The sequence below is a fragment of the Aquitalea pelogenes genome (genome assembly GCF_001515305.1).
In the GTDB taxonomy this organism is placed as follows: Bacteria; Pseudomonadota; Gammaproteobacteria; order Burkholderiales; family Chromobacteriaceae; genus Aquitalea; species Aquitalea pelogenes.
Genome location: NZ_LNQV01000005.1, coordinates 36,164 through 51,490, shown reverse-complemented (window position 1 = coordinate 51,490; position 15,327 = coordinate 36,164). Strand labels below are relative to the sequence as shown.

Sequence of the window (15,327 nt, the reverse complement as noted above, 5' to 3'; positions counted from 1 at the left end):
TGAGGAGGGGATGGGACGATGAATATCACCCTGCACGGTGTAGCCATTGGTGGCGGCATCGCCATTGGCCGGGCCCATCTCATCTCGCGCAGCATGGACGATGTGGCGCATTACGGCCTGGAAGAGAAGGACATTCCGGCCGAAATGGCGCGCTTCGACGAAGCCGTCCGCGCCACGCGCAAGGAACTGGAGATGCTGTGGGGCAGCATCCCGGAAAATGCCCCGGCCGAGCTGGGTGCCTTCCTGTCCTTGCACATCATGTTGCTGGGTGATGTCACCATTTCGCGCGAACCGCGTGAAATCATCGAAAAGCAGCACTGCAATGCCGAATGGGCGCTGAAACTGCAATGCGACTTGCTGGTGGAGCAGTTTGACGCCATTGAGGAAGACTACCTGCGCGAACGCAAGAATGACGTGCTGCAGGTGGTGGAACGCATTTTCAAGAATCTGGACGGCCACACGCCGCAACTGCCGGCACCGGGCGACCTGCTGGACGACACCATCCTGGTGGCCCACGACCTGTCACCTGCCGACATGGTGTATTTCAAGGATTCCAGCTTTGCCGCCTTTGTCACCGATGTGGGCGGGGCGACTTCACATACCGCCATTCTGGGGCGCAGCCTCGACCTGCCTTCCGTCATCGCCCTGCATCACGCGCGTGAGCTGATCCGCGAGGAAGAACAGATCATCGTCGATGGTCAGCAAGGCGTGCTGATCATCAACCCGGACGAACTGGTGCTGAGCGAGTACCGCCGGCGTCAGCGTGCCTGGCGCGACGCCAAGCGCAAGCTGTCCTCCATCCGCAAATCCGATGCCAAAACCAAAGATGGCACGGTGATCGAACTGCTGGCCAATATCGAGCTGCCGCAGGATGTGGACGTGGTGAAAGGCTCCGGCGCAGCCGGGGTGGGGCTGTTCCGCAGCGAGTTCCTGTTTCTGGGGCGCGACACCCTGCCAACCGAGGACGAACAGTTCGAGGCCTACCGCAAGGTGGCTGAAGACATGAAAGGCCTGCCGGTCACCATCCGCACCATGGACCTTGGAGCCGACAAGAACCCCAAGTGGCTGAACCATGATGTGGCGGACAACCCGGCGCTGGGCCTCACCGGCATTCGCCTGTGCCTGGCCGAGCCACTGATGTTCCGTGCCCAGCTGCGTGCGCTGTTGCGCGCCTCGCACTATGGCAAGGTGAAAATCCTGTTCCCCATGCTCAATTCACTGGGCGAACTCAAGCAGTCCATTGCCCAGCTGGATTACGCCAAGCAGGAATTGCACGAAGAAGGCCTGCCATTCGATGAAAAGGTGGAAGTCGGCGCGATGATTGAAATTCCGTCCGCCGCACTGGTGGTGGGGAGTTTCATCAAGTACGTCGATTTCCTGTCCATCGGCACCAACGACCTGATCCAGTACACCCTGGCCATCGACCGTAACGATGATTCGGTCAGCCACCTGTACGACCCGGTGCATCCGGCGGTGCTCAAGCTCATCCTGCATACCATCCGCACCGGCATCAAGGGTGGGGTACCGGTATCGGTGTGCGGCGAGATGGCGGGCGACCCGCGCCTGACCCGCCTGCTGCTGGGCATGGGCCTGCGCAAGTTCTCCATGCATCCAGCCAGCCTGCTGTCGGTCAAGCGCATGGTACTCAACACCCATCTGGACGATATCGCGCCCATTGCAGGGCGCATGCTTCGATCCGAAGACCCTGATAAAATCGCCGATCTTTTGCAACTGCTGAATGCCGAGCCGGATGCCTGATCCGGCTTTTTTCACCCTATCTATGCTGAACGACTCCATCGATCTGAACCAGGTGCGCCGCGTCTTGGTCATCAAACTGCGCCACCATGGGGATGTGCTGCTCACCTCTCCGGTATTCAGCGTCCTCAAACAGCAGGCTCCGCAGCTGGAAATCGATGCGCTGGTGTATCGGGATACGCAGGAAATGCTCAGCCTGCATCCGGCCATCAGCCAGTTGCACACCATAGACCGCAACTGGAAAAAGCTGGGCCTCATCGGTCAGTGCAAGGCCGAGCTGGGGCTGATCAACCGGCTGCGTCAGCGCCAGTACGACCTGGTCATTACCCTGACCGAACACAAGCGCGGCGCCTGGCTGGTCCGCCTGCTGTCGCCACGCTGGTCGGTGGGGCCGGATGGCCCGTATGGCAAGATGTTCCGCAAAAGCTTCACCCACCGTTATTTGCAGGTGCCGGGCAACCGCCGCCATACCATTGAAATCCATCTGGATGCGCTGCGGCGTATCGGGGTGTATCCGGCAGAACAACAGCGTCAGCTGACCCTGGTGGCCGGGCATAATGCCGAGGCTACGCTGGCTGCCAAGCTGGAACAGCAAGGCTTGCAGGCCGGGCAGTACATTCTGGTGCACCCCACCTCGCGCTGGTTGTTCAAAAGCTGGACGGTGGAAAACATGGCCGCGCTGATCAACACCTTGCAGCAGCGTGGCAGCGCGTACTGCTGACGGCAGCGCCCAGCCCGGATGAAATGGCCATGCTGGCTGATATCCAGTCGCGGCTGACGCAGCCGGTTGCCAGCCTGGCCGGCCAGCTGACCCTGAAAGAACTCGCCGCTGCCATCGACAATGCCCGCCTGTACATCGGGGTGGACTCGGTGCCCATGCATATTGCATCGGCCATGAAAACGCCCTGTGTGGCGCTGTTTGGTCCGTCCGGTGACATCGAGTGGGGGCCGTGGCAGGTGCCGCACCGTGTCGTTGCTGCCCGTGTGCCCTGTCGTCCCTGCGGTAACGCCGGTTGCGGCGGTGGCTGGAACAGCGAATGCCTGAACATGATTAGCCTGCAGCAAGTGCTGGATGCGGTGGATGCGGTATTGGGAGAAACCGCATGAGCCGTCTGGCCATTGTGCGGCAGAAATACAATCCGGCCGTGGGGCAGAACGGATTGTCAGCGCCATTCTGGGCCAGCTCAAACAGCAGGATGAACTGCAGCCGGTGCTGATCAACCGTAACTGGGAACAACTGGATGGCGTGGCCGTGTGTCGCGTCAATCCTTTCTATCTGGGCAGCATCTGGCGTGACTGGGGTTTTGCCCGCGCCGCGCGCCGCGCTTGGCTGCAGGTGGGGGCCGATCTTGTGCAGTCGCACGAACGCATTCCGGGTTGTCATATCTTCCGTGCCGGCGATGGCGTGCATGCAGCCTGGCTGGCGGCCAGAGCGGAAGGCAAAGGCTGGTGGCACAAGCTGTCGGTCTGGTGTAATCCCTATCATCATTTCATGCTGAGCATGGAAAAATCCATGTTCAAGCACCCGGCCCTGCAGGTGGTGATTTGCAATTCGGAGATGGTAAAACAGGACGTATTGCAGCGTTTTCCGCTCCGGCCAGAGCAGTGTGTGGTGATTCATAACGGCGTGGATGCACAGCGGTTCAACCCTGCTGCTGCCCGCCAACAGCGCAGCACACTGCGTGCGCAATACGGTATTCCCCCGGCGGCACCGGTGCTGGTGTATGTAGGTTCAGGTTTTGAGCGCAAGGGCGTGGCACAGGCGCTGCGTGCCATCCAGCCTCATCCGGATGTATGGCTGGTGGTGGTGGGGGGCGACAAGAAACTGGCCGCTTACCGGCAACTGGCCAGCCAGTTGGGCATTGCCGGACGGGTGGTGTTTACCGGCCCGCAAAAGGATGTGCTCAGCCATTACGGCATGGCCGATGGTTTTATTCTGCCCACCATGTACGAACCGTTCGGCTCGGTGGTGGGGGAAGCCATGGCCTGCGGGCTGCCGGTACTCACCAGTACCCGCTGTGGTGGTGCCGAGTGGGTGAGCCCGGCCACCGGCTGGCTGGCCGCCCCGCACGATACTGCAGCCTGGCAACGCAATGTGGCAGCCTGGCTGGCAGCACAGGACAGTTGGCCGACCATGGCAGCCCAGGCCCGCCAGCGGGTGGAGGGCCAAACCGAGCAGCATATGGTGGCGCAAATGCTGGCCTTGTACCGCAGCCTGCTGTCAGACCAGCACGGCCATGCAGCCCAAGCAGTGAGGCTGGCATGATGAAGGCGAGTCGATTTCCCGGCCGGCACTGATTTTCCTGTCCCTGTTATTACGTCTGCCCTGGCAATGGTTGCGGCGCAAGCCTCGGCCTGAACAAGTACAGCGTGTACTGATCCTGCACCAGTTCCTGCTGGGCGATGCGCTGATGGCCACCAGCCTGCTGGCCAAGGCCAGACAGTGTTATCCACAGGCCGACATCGTGATGGCCTGCCCACCCGGTCAGGCAGCGCTTTATGCTGGTCAACCTTATGGTGTGCGGGCTTTTGGCTGGCATATCCGCAACTTTGCCTCGGTGTGCCAGTTGTTTGCCATGCCGCGTTTTGACCTGGTGCTGCTGATGGGCGAAAACCGGCTGAGTTATCTGGCACGGGCCATCGGGGCGCGCTGGATTGTCGGCTTTGCCGCTGAACAACCCGCACACAAGAACTGGCTGCTGGATGAGGCTGTGCCCTATGCCAGCCAGCCGGAATCCTGGACCGAGACCGCCGCCAGACTGGTGGAAGGGCCGGAACCTGCTCCTTATCAGTTGGCCGACTGGCCGATGCCGCCGCAGAGCCTGCCAGCCTTGCCAGACAACTATATCGTGCTCCATGTGGGAGCCAGTTCGGCCACCCGCTTCTGGCCTGCTGAACACTGGCGGGCACTGGCGGATGCCATTCGTGCCGCCCGGCTGTCTGTGGTGTGGTCTTGCGGGCCGGGCGAGGATGCCCTTCTGCGCCAAATCGACCCGCCTGCCAGTGATGTACGCATGGCTGGCTGCCTGAGCCTGCTGCAACTGCGTCAGCTGTTGGCCGGCGCGCGTGCCTGTGTTTGCCCTGATACCGGTGTGGCACATCTGGCCAAGGTAGCGGGTACGCCATTGCTGATGCTGTTTGGCCCCGGCAGCGAGGTGTTGTTTGGTGCCAGCCGTTTCTTTGCGCACCATCACTGCCTGGGGGTCGGGCCTGCCATCTTCCCCTGTCGTAACCAGCGCAGTGTGCACCATCGCGATGTGGACTGGGCTTTGCGCTGCTTCCGCCGTTTTGGCAACGGTGCCAATGAATGTCGTCGTGCCCTGTGCATGGAAGCCATCAGCAGCGCCGAGGCATGGCAAACCCTGCAACAACTGCTGCGTATCAGCCAGCCAGCCGGCGCTGCCGAAGGAAATCATCATGACTGACTGGGTGTTGTTTACCGAGTCATCCGACAATGTGGGTGGCCAGGAGCTGCAACTGATGCAGCAAATGCGTCAGATGCAGACGCATGGCCTGCGCACCATGCTTGCCTGCCGTCCCGGTAGCCGGGTGGAGCAGGTGGCCTTGCAACAAGGGCTGTCGGTGCTGCCGGTGCGCTTCCGTAACAGCCTGCACCTGTCCTCCATTGCCATTTTGCGGCGCTGGATCAGCCGGCATCAGCCACGCCTGGCCATTTGCCACAGCGGGCATGACAGCAATAATCTGGCCATTGCCGCACGCCTGGTATGGCATCGGCCGTTCCTGCTGCGCTCACGTACCTATCAGCCGGGCAAGCCTTCGGCATGGTCGTATAACCAGCTGGTGGATGCCACCATGGTGCCCAGTCATTACCTGCGTGATGCCTTGCTGCAGAATCCGGCCATCCGGCCAGAACGCATCCACGTGGTGTATCCGGGGATAGACTTCGCCGGGCTGGATGCCGCCGTTGATCAGGCGGTGCCGCCTCATATCGCCAGCTGGCTGGCGGCAGATGACAGCCCGGTGCTGCTGCATGCCGCCATGCTGCGCGGTGAAAAGGGGCATCTGACCATCCTGCAAGCAATGAATATCCTGCGTGACAGCCATCCGCACTGGCGCTATCTGGTGGCGGGCGATGGGGTGGCAAGGGCAGATATCGAGGCTGAAATCCAGCGACTGGGTTTGCAGTCGCGTGTGCTGCTGGCGGGTGTGGTATCCCCGGTGGCACCGCTGTATCGGCGTGCCGACCTGTTGCTGATGCCATCCACCTACGAGCCGCTGGGCATGTCGCAAATCGAAGCACTGGCCTTGCACTGCCCGGTGCTGGCCAGCCTTACCGGCGGTATTCCCGAAACGGTAAAACAAGGCCAGACCGGCACCCTGGTGGAGGCTGGCAATGCCCAGGCCTGGGCGGACGCGATTGCCAGCGCGCTGGATGCGATGCCGCAGCAGCGTGCCATGGCGGCGGCCGGAGCGCTTGATGTCCGGCAACGCTTTGCGCCGGACAGCAATCTGCGGCAGATCATGGCCTTGAGCGGGCTTTCCGGCCTGCTGGCCGCATCACATTGAACTGATTGGACTATCAACTTGAAACATAGCTGGCCCATCTACCGACGACTGCTGGGTTACCTGGCCCAGTACTGGAAAGTATTCGCCCTGTCATTGGTCTCCATGACCATTGCCGCGCTGACCGAACCGGCGTTTGCCCGGCTGATGAAACCGCTGATTGATGGCGGCTTTGTCAACAAGGACCCAAAGGCCATTGTCTGGGTGCCGATGGCCATTGTCGGGGTATTCCTGGTACGCGGTATCACCAGTTTCATCAACGAATACACCTCCAGCTGGCTGGCCGGGCATCTGGTACAAACCCTGCGCCAGCAAATGTTTGCCAAGATGTTGCGCCTGCCGGTGCCGTATTACGCCGACAATCAGTCCGGTCGTCTGGTGTCGCGCATCTCCTTTGATGTCAATCAGGTGACCGAAGCAGGTTTCAATGTCATCACCGTCACGGTCAAGGACGGGGTGACTGCTGTCAGCCTGCTGGCCTGGCTGCTGTATATCGACTGGCAACTGACCATTATCTGCCTGGTGGTGATGCCGGTGGTCACCGTCTGCATGCGCATGGTGGCCAAGCGTCTGCGTGGTCTGGCGCTGGAGAATCAGCAACACATGGCTGACCTGACCCAGATTCTGGGCGAAGGGGTGGATTGTCAGAAAGTCATCAAGGTTTATGGCGGCGAAGAATATGAAGAAAGCCGTTTCAATGCTGCAGCCCAGGCCATCCGCCGCAATGGGGTGAAGCAGAGCGCTGCCAGTTCGGCCAATACCGGGGTGACCCAGCTGATGATTGCCTGTGCGCTGGCCGCCATCCTGTATTTTGCCGCCTTGCGTGCCCAGCATGGATCATTCACCGCCGGTGACTTCATGTCCTTCCTCACCGCCATGATGTTGCTGTTTGCACCGGTGAAGCGGATTACCGGCATTTCCCAGGCCATGCAGCGCGGCCTTGCGGCTGCGGAAAGCGTATTCAATTTCCTGGACGAGGCGGGCGAGCCGGATCACGGTACACGCCGTCTGCCACAAACCCAGGGCCGACTGCGCTTTGACAATGTGTCTTTCCGTTATCCGAATGCTGAACGCGATGTGTTGCAGCAGGTCAGCCTGGAGGTGAATTCGGGTGAAACCGTGGCGCTGGTGGGTTCTTCCGGCAGCGGCAAAACCACGCTGGTCAGCCTGATTCCGCGTTTTTACCAGCCCTTGTCCGGGCAGATCACGCTGGACGGTATTGCGCTGGATGACATCGTGCTGGCTGATCTGCGCCAGCATATCGCCATGGTGAGTCAGGACGTGGTGCTGTTCAACGACACTGTGGCTGCCAATATCGCCTATGGCGCACGCGATGACATTACCCGTGAGCAGATCATTGAAGCGGCACGTGCGGCAAATGCACTGGAGTTCATTGAGGCGATGCCGGAAGGGCTGGATACCCAGATTGGCGAGAACGGTGTGCGTCTGTCAGGTGGCCAGCGCCAACGTCTGGCCATTGCCCGTGCACTGCTGAAAAACGCCCCGCTGCTGATTCTGGACGAAGCAACCTCTGCACTGGATACCCAATCCGAACGACTGGTACAGGCTGCGCTGGAAAACCTGATGAAGAACCGTACCACCATCGTGATTGCCCACCGGCTGTCCACCATCGAGAACGCCGACCGCATCATCGTGATGCATCAGGGCAAGGTGGCGGAGCAGGGCAGTCATCAGCAGTTGATGCAGCAGGATGGTATCTACGCACGTCTGCACAGCTTGCAGTTCCGCGAGCCGGAAGCTGACGCCAGTTGAGTTTTCCATCGTGACGGGACAAAACAAGACAGGCTGCCCTCGGGCAGCCTGTCTTGTTTCGGAATGGCATCAAGCCTTGGCGGCGAACAGTGGATCTTGCGGTGCCAGTAGCCGACCATTTTCCTGAATGGTGCGCCATACCGGCTGATCCTTCACCTGGGCCTGTACATCTCGCGCCAGACGGCAGTAAGCTTTGCAGTTACCTGCCGAGGAATAGGCACGCAGCAGCGTCACCTTGATGGAAAGATTCTGTGGCTCATCTTTCATCGCCTCTTTCAGTACCCGCACTGCATCGCTGCTGCGGCCATAAGCCAGAAACACCTCGGCCTCACCGACAGGATCGATACCCCGCGCACGCGGTTTCTTGTAAGTTGCCTTGCGCCAGACACGGCGGGCAAGACCATAAGTACACATCAGGCCAAAACTGGCGACCAAGGCTGTTATTGCATCCACCGCGGCTTCCCTCCGAGATTCTCTCTCTGCTTGAATTATGCAGTCGATTATTCGGGGAGGCATGCAGGGCCGCAATCCGTAAAAATCCTTAATAGGGTCAAGGTTTCCGTGGCGACTGCCTCAAGCGCCATGCCGGCCCAAGGCCGGATTGATGTGCGAGGACTGGAACAGCTGCTCCAGCAGCGCGGCCGGCAGCCCGGCTTGAATCACGGCTTGTCCCAGTTGCTTGAGCAGGACAAAGCGGATGACGCCGCTTTCCACTTTCTTGTCGTGGCCCATGTGGCGCATCCATTCCTCAAGGCCGAAGTCGGGGCTTTGTACCGGCAATCCGGCAGCGGCAATCAGTGTCACCACCCGCTGGACATCTTGCGCACTCAGCCAGCCAAGTTCCTGTGACGCGGCGGCGGCAAGCACCATGCCAGCGCCAACCGCCTCGCCATGCAGCCATGCGCCATAACCCAGGCCAGCTTCGATGGCGTGGCCAAAGGTATGACCAAGATTGAGCAAGGCCCGTACGCCCTGTTCTTTTTCATCCTGGCCGACAATTTCAGCTTTCATTTCACAGGAACGGCGTACGGCGTATTGCAGCGCTGCCGGGTCGCGTGCGCGCAGTTTGTCCATATTGGCTTCCAGCCAGGCGAGGAAGTCGGCATCGCCCAGCAAGCCATACTTGATGACTTCAGCAATACCGGCCGACAGTTCCCGCTCGGGCAGGGTGGCCAGCAGATCCATGTCGGCCAGCACCATACGGGGCTGGTAGAAGGCACCAATCATGTTTTTGCCCAGCGGGTGGTTGATGGCGGTCTTGCCGCCCACCGAGGAGTCAACCTGCGCCAGCAAGGTGGTGGGGATCTGGATGAAGGGTGCACCGCGCTGGTAGCAGGCGGCGGCAAAGCCGGTCATGTCGCCCACCACACCGCCACCGAGGGCAATCAGCGTGGTTTTGCGTTCGGCATTGTGGCTGAGCAGGGCGTCGAAGATCAGGTTCAGCGTCTGCCAGTTCTTGTTGGCCTCACCGTCCGGCAACACCACCGGAATGCAATGCACGCCGTGGCTTTCCAATTGCCGGGTCAGGCGCTCCAGGTAGAGCGGGGCAACAACGTCGTTGGTGACGATGGCAACCTGGGGAATGGGCAGGTGCGGCAGGATCAGTTCAACCTGATCAAGCAGTCCGTGGCCAATGTGAATGGGGTAGCGGGTATCCGGCAGGGTCAGGTCTAGCGTAATCATGCGTCAGGTCTTGGCTGGAATGTTATGCAGCTGATCGAGCAGGCGGCTGACCAGCAGGTTGACGTTCTGTTGCGAGGTATCAACCACGATGTCGGCGACTTCGCGGTACAAGGGGTCGCGCTGCTCCAGCAGGCTTTGCAGTTTCGCGCGCGGGTCGGCGGTTTGCAGCAGCGGACGGTTCTTGTCGTGCATGGTGCGCGCCAGCAGGTCGTCAATCGAGGCGCGCAGGTAGATCACCACACCATGTCTTGACAGCTCGGCCCGGTTTTCCGGACGCAGTACGGCGCCCCCACCGGTGGCCAGCACGATATTGTTCATTTTTGCCAGATCGGCAATCACGCTGCTTTCGCGGTCGCGAAAGCGCAGTTCGCCTTCTATCTCGAAAATGGTGGCGACGCGAACGCCGGTGCGCGCCTCGATTTCATGATCCGAGTCGTAGAAGGTCTTGCCGGTCTTGCGTGCCAGTGCCCTGCCAACGGTGGTCTTGCCGGCACCCATCAGCCCGACAAGAAAAAAATTGCCTGCCATGTTCTCCATGGCAGGCATTGTAGCTGATGCTGGCTGGGTCTGTCTGCGCGGGCAGAGGACAAAATGCGCGCAAATGCCCTGTGTTCAGCGATTTTGCAGGTTCAGGTCTTCAACCACCTTAGGCGTGATGAATACCAGCAGCTCGGTGCGGTTGTTCTTGTCCACCTTGCTGCGGAACAGCGCACCCAGGAAGGGGATATCACCCAGCAGCGGTACCTTGTTGATCGTGGTATCCAGTGTTTGCTGGTAAATACCGCCAATCACCACGGTGCCGCCGTTTTCCACCATCACCTGGGTTTTCACCACCTTGGTGTCGATGGCCGGGGTGCTGTTGACAAACAGGGTGCTGCTGACGCTGTCCTTGTTGATCTGGATTTCCATCAGCACACGGTTGTCCGGTGTGATTTGCGGGGTCACTTTCAGGCTGAGGTTGGCCTTTTTGAACGATACGGATGTGGCACCGCTGGAGCTGGCTTCCTGATACGGAATTTCCGTACCCTGTTCAATGCTGGCCTCTACCCGGTCGGCAGTCATGATGCGTGGGCTGGCCAGAATCTTGCCCTTGTCGGCAGTTTCCATGGCGTCCAGCTCCAGGCCGATGGCGGCACGCGAACCAGCACCAAACACGGCACCGATGGAGTTATAGGTACCGGACAGGCCCAGGTTCACCCCGGAGGTCAGCGGGATGGTGCCACTAGTCGTTCCGCGGGCGATATTGAAGCTGGTGGTGGCATCAGCCAGCGAGCCACCAATGCTGGTACCGCCACTGGCGCGTGCCACATTGAGTTTCACCCCCAGGCTCTTGCTCCAGTTGTCGGTTGCTTCGACGATGCGCGCTTCAATCAGCACCTGCTTGACCGGAATGTCTGTCTTGGTCACCAGATCGCGGATCTTGTCGATCACGGTCTGGGTGTCGTTGATGATCAGGGTGTTGGTTTTCGGGTCGATCATGAAGCTGCCGCGCGAGGACAGCAGGCCGTTGCCGCCGCTGTTGCCCGTTGCACTTGAGCCGGCTGTGGTGGTGCTGCCATCCAGAATCTTCTTGAAGTCTTCGGCCGAGCGGTAGCGCAGTACGAAGGTTTCCGAGCGGATGGGCTCCAGCGCATTGAGCTGTTGCTTGCCTTCCAGAATCTGCTTGTCGCGGTTGAGCAGTTCTTCACGTGGGGCAATGTTGATGATGTTGCCATTGCGGCGCTGATCCAGGCCCTTGGTTTGCAGAATCAGGTCCAGTGCCTGATCCCACGGCACATCTTTCAGGCGCAAGGTGATATTGCCGGTGACCGAGTCGCTGGTGACAATGTTCAGCCCGGTGAATTCGGCAATCACTTGCAGCACGGTGCGTACTTCAATGTTCTGGAAGTTGAGCGACAGCTTGTCGCCCTTGTATTGCGGCTTGCTGTTCAGCTCGTTCTTGCTGGCACTTTCCACCACGGCCTTGCGTACTTCCACCACCAGCTTGCGTTCGGTCTGGTAGGAGGAGAATTCCCAGTCACCCTGCGGTTGAATCACGACACGGCTATTGCGACCCTGATTGCTGGCAATCACCTTGTCCACCGGTGTGGCAAAGTCGCTGACATCCATGCGCTTTTCCAGCGAACGCGGCAGATTGGCACCCATCACATCCAGCACCAGGTTCTTGCCCTCACGGCGGATATCCACCGGTGTGCTTTCGGTTGGAAGATTGATTTCCACACGGCCTTCGCCGCCACGGCCACGACGGAAGTCAAGACCCAGCGGGGTGGTGGCCACGGCAGCCTGGGCACTGGCCTGGGCTGCGGCCGACGCGGTACTGGCCGGCTGTTCTTGCGAAGTGGCCGACTGCTGCGGGGAAGACATGCTGTTATTGATGCGGACCAGCAGTTTGTTACCGGAGATGCTGGTGCTGTAGGACACATTGTGTGCCAGGTTCAGCACCAGGCGGGAGCGACCATTGGCCTCAACCGCTACAGCAGACTTGACGATGGGGTTGCCCAGCTCAACCGTGTTCTTCGGCAGCTTCACCTGTGTATCGGCAAAGTCGAAGGCAACGCGTGCCGGGTTGGCAATGGCGAAGCTGTTGGGCTTGCTGGCCGGCCCGTCAAAGGTGATCTGCAGCAACTGGGCATCGCCATCGGTCTGGGCGATGTCGATCGCGGTGATGGATGCAGCATGGGCAATGGAAAATGCAATGGACAGACCCAGCCCCGACAACAGTTTGATTGAATGGTTTTTCATTATTTCTGCCCTTGTTCATCCAGGTACATGCTGGTTTCGCGTTGTACCCATTCTCCGTTCAGATCTTCCACGGTCTCGGAAAGTACTAGTTCGGTATCGCTGATACGTTTGATCTGGCCGAAATTGGGGCCAATGAAATTACCCGGTTGCACGCGGTAGATACTGCCTTCCGGAGTGCGGATCAAGGCATAGGTAATATTGTTGCGCTTGAGCAAGCCGGTCATTTTCAGCTTGTCCAGATCATAGTTTTCCAGCAATTCGCGCGGGCGCTTGAAGTCGGGCGCATTGGCCGAGTTCTGTCGTTTTGCCATTTGCAGCTTGACCGGGTTGAACGGATCGGGCAGGTCAAACGCATTGTAGGCAAACGGCTGGTAGCTCTGTGCCTGGGGCAGGGGGTCGATCTGACCGCGCAAACCCTGGCTGGCCTGCAACATCCAGGCATGCAGGTCGTCGGTATTGCTGCCGCTGCAGGCGCTCAGCAGCAGCGGGCACAGCAAGATGGCGTAAGTTTTTTTCAGCATGAAGTCACACTCACTTCTTCGGCGGCTGTGCCGCTGCGATGCGCTCTTCCGGCTCCAGCGACCGGTAGGTCTTGGCCGTGGCTTCCATGGTCATGCGTGCAGCATCCTTGCCCTGGCCCGGAGTCAGCTTGATGTCGCCGATGGTGACAATGCGCGAGAGCTGTGCCACATCGCTGACAAAGGCAGCCAGGTCGTTGTAGCTGCCGGTCAGGCGGATGGCGATCGGCACTTCCGCCATTTCGGCAGTCTTCACCTCGCCGCTGGGGCGGAACAGGTCAAACTGCAGTCCGCGACCGATGCCGGCCTGGTTGATTTCGGTCAGCAGCGCATCCATTTCTGCCTTGGTGGGCAGCTGTTTGAGCAGGGCACCGAAGGACAGCTGGATTTCTTTCAATTGCTGTTGCAGCGCTTCCAGGTTGATGGCCTGGCGCTTTTTGTCGACGAAGGTTTGCTTGAGCTGTTCTTCCTGTTGCTGGGCGTTGTGCAGCTTGTCCAGCTGGTCGCTCAGCACGAAGAAATACCCCAGTCCCAAAAAGGCCACGGCGATGAAGATTGCCACGAATACCTGGGCCGGGAAGGGCCAGTTGGGCATGTCCTTGGGGTCAAGGTTGCGGAACTCGTCTAGGGTCATGGCTTGGCTCCCTGCGGTGCGACCTGGCCTTGCGGGGCGCTGGCAGCCGGGGCTGTCTGTTTGAAGGTGCTGGTCAGGCTGAACTCGCTCACGCGCTGGTTGCTGGCGGTGGAGGCTTTCACTTCCACCAGCTGCGGTTCGGTGAACACCGTGGACTGTGCCAGGGTACGCATGTAATTGGACACGCGGGCCCCGGACAGGCCATAACCGCTGAAGCTGAAGGTGTTGCCGCTCTGGCTGAAGCTCTTCAGATAGATGCCATCCGGCGTCTGGCGAACCAGCTGGTCGAAAATGTGTACGGCATCATTACGACCCTGTTGCAGGCGTTCCACCAGCTGTTTGCGGGCCAGCAGGTCGTCACGCTGCTTCTTGAGTGCGCCGATGTCCTTGATTTGCTGATCCAGCTTGGCAATTTCGCCTTGCAGGAACTGGTTGCGCTCTTCCTGGTGTGACTGGCGGGTATCCAGAATGAAATAACTCAGTCCGACAATCAGCAGGGCTGCACCGAAGGCACTGCCCAGCAACAGCTGGAAGCGCAGGCGGTGTGCGGCTTTTTTCTGCTCGCGGTGCGGCAGGAGGTTGATGCGGATCATCAGTCAAACCTCCGCATGGCAAGTCCACATGCAATGAGCAGTGCAGGCGCATCCAGCAGCAATTCCTTCAGCCGGATCGAACTGGACTGCACCATGGAGGTGAAGGGGTTGGCAATCATGGTACTGATCTGGGTGCGGGAGGCCACTGCGTCGTCCAGTCCGGACAGCATGCTGCAGCCGCCGCCCAGGAGGATGTAGTCCACGCGCAGGTATTGCGACACGCTGACCGTGGTGTAGAAGAACTGCAGTGCACGCTGGATTTCTTGCGCCAGCGCGTCGACAAACGGGTGCAGCAGTTCCGACTCGTAACCGTCCGGCATGGCCATGCTGCGTTTGCCGTTTTCCGCTTCATCAAAGCTGATGCCGTAGCGGCGCTGGATGTCGCGCGTCAGTTGCTGGCCGCCAAACATCTGTTCGCGGTAGTAGATTTGCTGGCCGTTACGGATGACATTGCAGTGGATCTTGCTGGCACCGATATCAAACAGGGCAAAAGTCTGGTTCATGCCATGATCGGGCAGTTGCTGCTGGATCTGCTCGAAGGCCGTCATCATGGCGAAGGATTCCACATCCACCAGATGGGCGCGCAGGCCAGCCATTTCCACCACGGCCACCCGTTCTTCCACTTTTTCCTTGCGCGCGGCACACAGCAGGACTTCCAGATCATCCAGACTGCTACTGGACGGGCCCAGTACCTGGTAATCCAGATTCACTTCATCGAGCGGGAAGGGGATGATCTGGTCGGCTTCGGACTCGATCATGCCTTCCATGTCCTCGGATTGGCTGACTGGTACCAGAAGCTTTTTGTAGATGGCCATCGAGGTGGGAATGGCGATGGCGACATTCCTGATCGGGCTGCCAAGTCGCTTCCATGCTTTGCGCAAGGTCTCGGCAATCCCTTCGATATCAACCAGATTGCCTTCGGAAACGGCTTCCTTGGGCAGGTTTTCAATCACGTAACGCTCGATCTGGAAGTTTTTGCCCGATCTGGACAGCTCTACCAGCTTGACCGAGGTAGTGCTGATATCAAGACCCAGCAGAGGAACATTCTTGGATTTCCCCAATCCAAGCTGATCCAGCCAGTCCGTACTGAACCGAAATTTGTCGG

At 59.7% G+C, this 15,327-nt stretch carries 13 protein-coding genes and 1 pseudogene; 6 read left to right on the top strand and 8 right to left on the bottom strand.

Translation table 11 applies throughout. From position 1 onward, the window contains the following. Positions 1 to 18 precede the first annotated feature (18 nt). The 6 genes and pseudogenes from ptsP (at position 19) to msbA (ending at position 8,052) form a co-directional block, all read left to right on the top strand. Positions 19 to 1,758 carry a phosphoenolpyruvate--protein phosphotransferase gene (gene ptsP / locus AWT75_RS03245; RefSeq protein WP_045847766.1) on the top strand — a complete coding sequence of 580 codons (1,740 nt, stop codon included), beginning with the start codon at positions 19 to 21 and terminating at the stop codon, positions 1,756 to 1,758. Then, positions 1,739 to 2,862: pseudogene (gene rfaQ, locus AWT75_RS03240) on the top strand (putative lipopolysaccharide heptosyltransferase III). The gene ptsP and the pseudogene rfaQ overlap by 20 nt, the downstream one beginning before the upstream one ends. Then, entirely contained in the window at positions 2,837 to 4,021 is a 1,185-nt protein-coding gene (locus AWT75_RS03235) for a glycosyltransferase family 4 protein (RefSeq protein ID WP_239689443.1), read from the top strand. Before rfaQ ends, AWT75_RS03235 begins: the two are co-directional and overlap by 26 nt. Positions 4,022 to 4,091: 70 nt before the next feature. After that, positions 4,092 to 5,180, top strand: coding sequence for a glycosyltransferase family 9 protein (locus AWT75_RS03230; protein WP_045847819.1), 1,089 nt, complete (start codon positions 4,092 to 4,094; stop codon positions 5,178 to 5,180). Continuing rightward, positions 5,173 to 6,282: a glycosyltransferase gene (locus AWT75_RS03225; protein ID WP_062787273.1), complete on the top strand. Its 1,110-nt coding sequence runs from the start codon at positions 5,173 to 5,175 to the stop codon at positions 6,280 to 6,282. The genes AWT75_RS03230 and AWT75_RS03225 overlap by 8 nt, the downstream gene beginning before the upstream one ends. Positions 6,283 to 6,300: 18 nt before the next feature. After that, a complete protein-coding gene (msbA, locus tag AWT75_RS03220; protein WP_239689442.1) occupies positions 6,301 to 8,052 on the top strand; it encodes a lipid A export permease/ATP-binding protein MsbA in 1,752 nt (583 codons plus the stop codon). Positions 8,053 to 8,121: 69 nt separating this feature from the next. On the opposite strand, the gene AWT75_RS03215 is transcribed toward msbA, so the two are convergent. The 8 genes from AWT75_RS03215 to AWT75_RS03180 form a co-directional block, all read right to left on the bottom strand. Further along, entirely contained in the window at positions 8,122 to 8,505 is a 384-nt protein-coding gene (locus tag AWT75_RS03215; RefSeq protein WP_231588907.1) for a type IV pilus assembly protein FimV, read from the bottom strand. A gap of 120 nt (positions 8,506 to 8,625) precedes the next feature. Then, on the bottom strand, positions 8,626 to 9,735 hold the full coding sequence (aroB, locus tag AWT75_RS03210; protein ID WP_062787264.1) for a 3-dehydroquinate synthase: 1,110 nt from the start codon (positions 9,733 to 9,735) through the stop codon (positions 8,626 to 8,628). Between the two features lie 3 nt (positions 9,736 to 9,738). Then, the gene (gene aroK / locus AWT75_RS03205; protein ID WP_045847771.1) at positions 9,739 to 10,281 is read right to left on the bottom strand and encodes a shikimate kinase AroK; all 543 of its coding nucleotides are present in this window, start codon (positions 10,279 to 10,281) and stop codon (positions 9,739 to 9,741) included. Between the two features lie 66 nt (positions 10,282 to 10,347). Then, on the bottom strand, positions 10,348 to 12,477 hold the full coding sequence (locus AWT75_RS03200) for a type IV pilus secretin PilQ (RefSeq protein ID WP_062787260.1): 2,130 nt from the start codon (positions 12,475 to 12,477) through the stop codon (positions 10,348 to 10,350). After that, complete coding sequence (locus AWT75_RS03195) at positions 12,477 to 12,998, bottom strand: pilus assembly protein PilP (RefSeq protein ID WP_045847773.1); 522 nt, start codon at positions 12,996 to 12,998, stop codon at positions 12,477 to 12,479. Before AWT75_RS03195 ends, AWT75_RS03200 begins: the two co-directional genes overlap by 1 nt. 10 nt (positions 12,999 to 13,008) lie before the next feature. Then, the gene (locus AWT75_RS03190; protein WP_045847774.1) at positions 13,009 to 13,629 is read right to left on the bottom strand and encodes a type IV pilus inner membrane component PilO; all 621 of its coding nucleotides are present in this window, start codon (positions 13,627 to 13,629) and stop codon (positions 13,009 to 13,011) included. Further along, positions 13,626 to 14,222, bottom strand: coding sequence for a PilN domain-containing protein (locus AWT75_RS03185; protein WP_062787256.1), 597 nt, complete (start codon positions 14,220 to 14,222; stop codon positions 13,626 to 13,628). Before AWT75_RS03185 ends, AWT75_RS03190 begins: the two co-directional genes overlap by 4 nt. Then, entirely contained in the window at positions 14,222 to 15,283 is a 1,062-nt protein-coding gene (locus tag AWT75_RS03180) for a pilus assembly protein PilM (protein ID WP_233160600.1), read from the bottom strand. Before AWT75_RS03180 ends, AWT75_RS03185 begins: the two co-directional genes overlap by 1 nt. Positions 15,284 to 15,327 lie beyond the last annotated feature (44 nt).

What these genes read in the sequence shown, in the direction of transcription:
- ptsP (WP_045847766.1), top strand. Translation starts at nt 19, where the DNA reads ATGAATATCACCCTGCACGGTGTAGCCATTGGTGGCGGCATCGCCATT.
- AWT75_RS03235 (WP_239689443.1), top strand. Translation starts at nt 2,837, where the DNA reads ATGCGGTATTGGGAGAAACCGCATGAGCCGTCTGGCCATTGTGCGGCA.
- AWT75_RS03225 (WP_062787273.1), top strand. Translation starts at nt 5,173, where the DNA reads ATGACTGACTGGGTGTTGTTTACCGAGTCATCCGACAATGTGGGTGGC.
- aroB (WP_062787264.1), bottom strand. Translation starts at nt 9,735, where the DNA reads ATGATTACGCTAGACCTGACCCTGCCGGATACCCGCTACCCCATTCAC.
- aroK (WP_045847771.1), bottom strand. Translation starts at nt 10,281, where the DNA reads ATGCCTGCCATGGAGAACATGGCAGGCAATTTTTTTCTTGTCGGGCTG.
- AWT75_RS03200 (WP_062787260.1), bottom strand. Translation starts at nt 12,477, where the DNA reads ATGAAAAACCATTCAATCAAACTGTTGTCGGGGCTGGGTCTGTCCATT.
- AWT75_RS03195 (WP_045847773.1), bottom strand. Translation starts at nt 12,998, where the DNA reads ATGCTGAAAAAAACTTACGCCATCTTGCTGTGCCCGCTGCTGCTGAGC.
- AWT75_RS03190 (WP_045847774.1), bottom strand. Translation starts at nt 13,629, where the DNA reads ATGACCCTAGACGAGTTCCGCAACCTTGACCCCAAGGACATGCCCAAC.
- AWT75_RS03185 (WP_062787256.1), bottom strand. Translation starts at nt 14,222, where the DNA reads ATGATCCGCATCAACCTCCTGCCGCACCGCGAGCAGAAAAAAGCCGCA.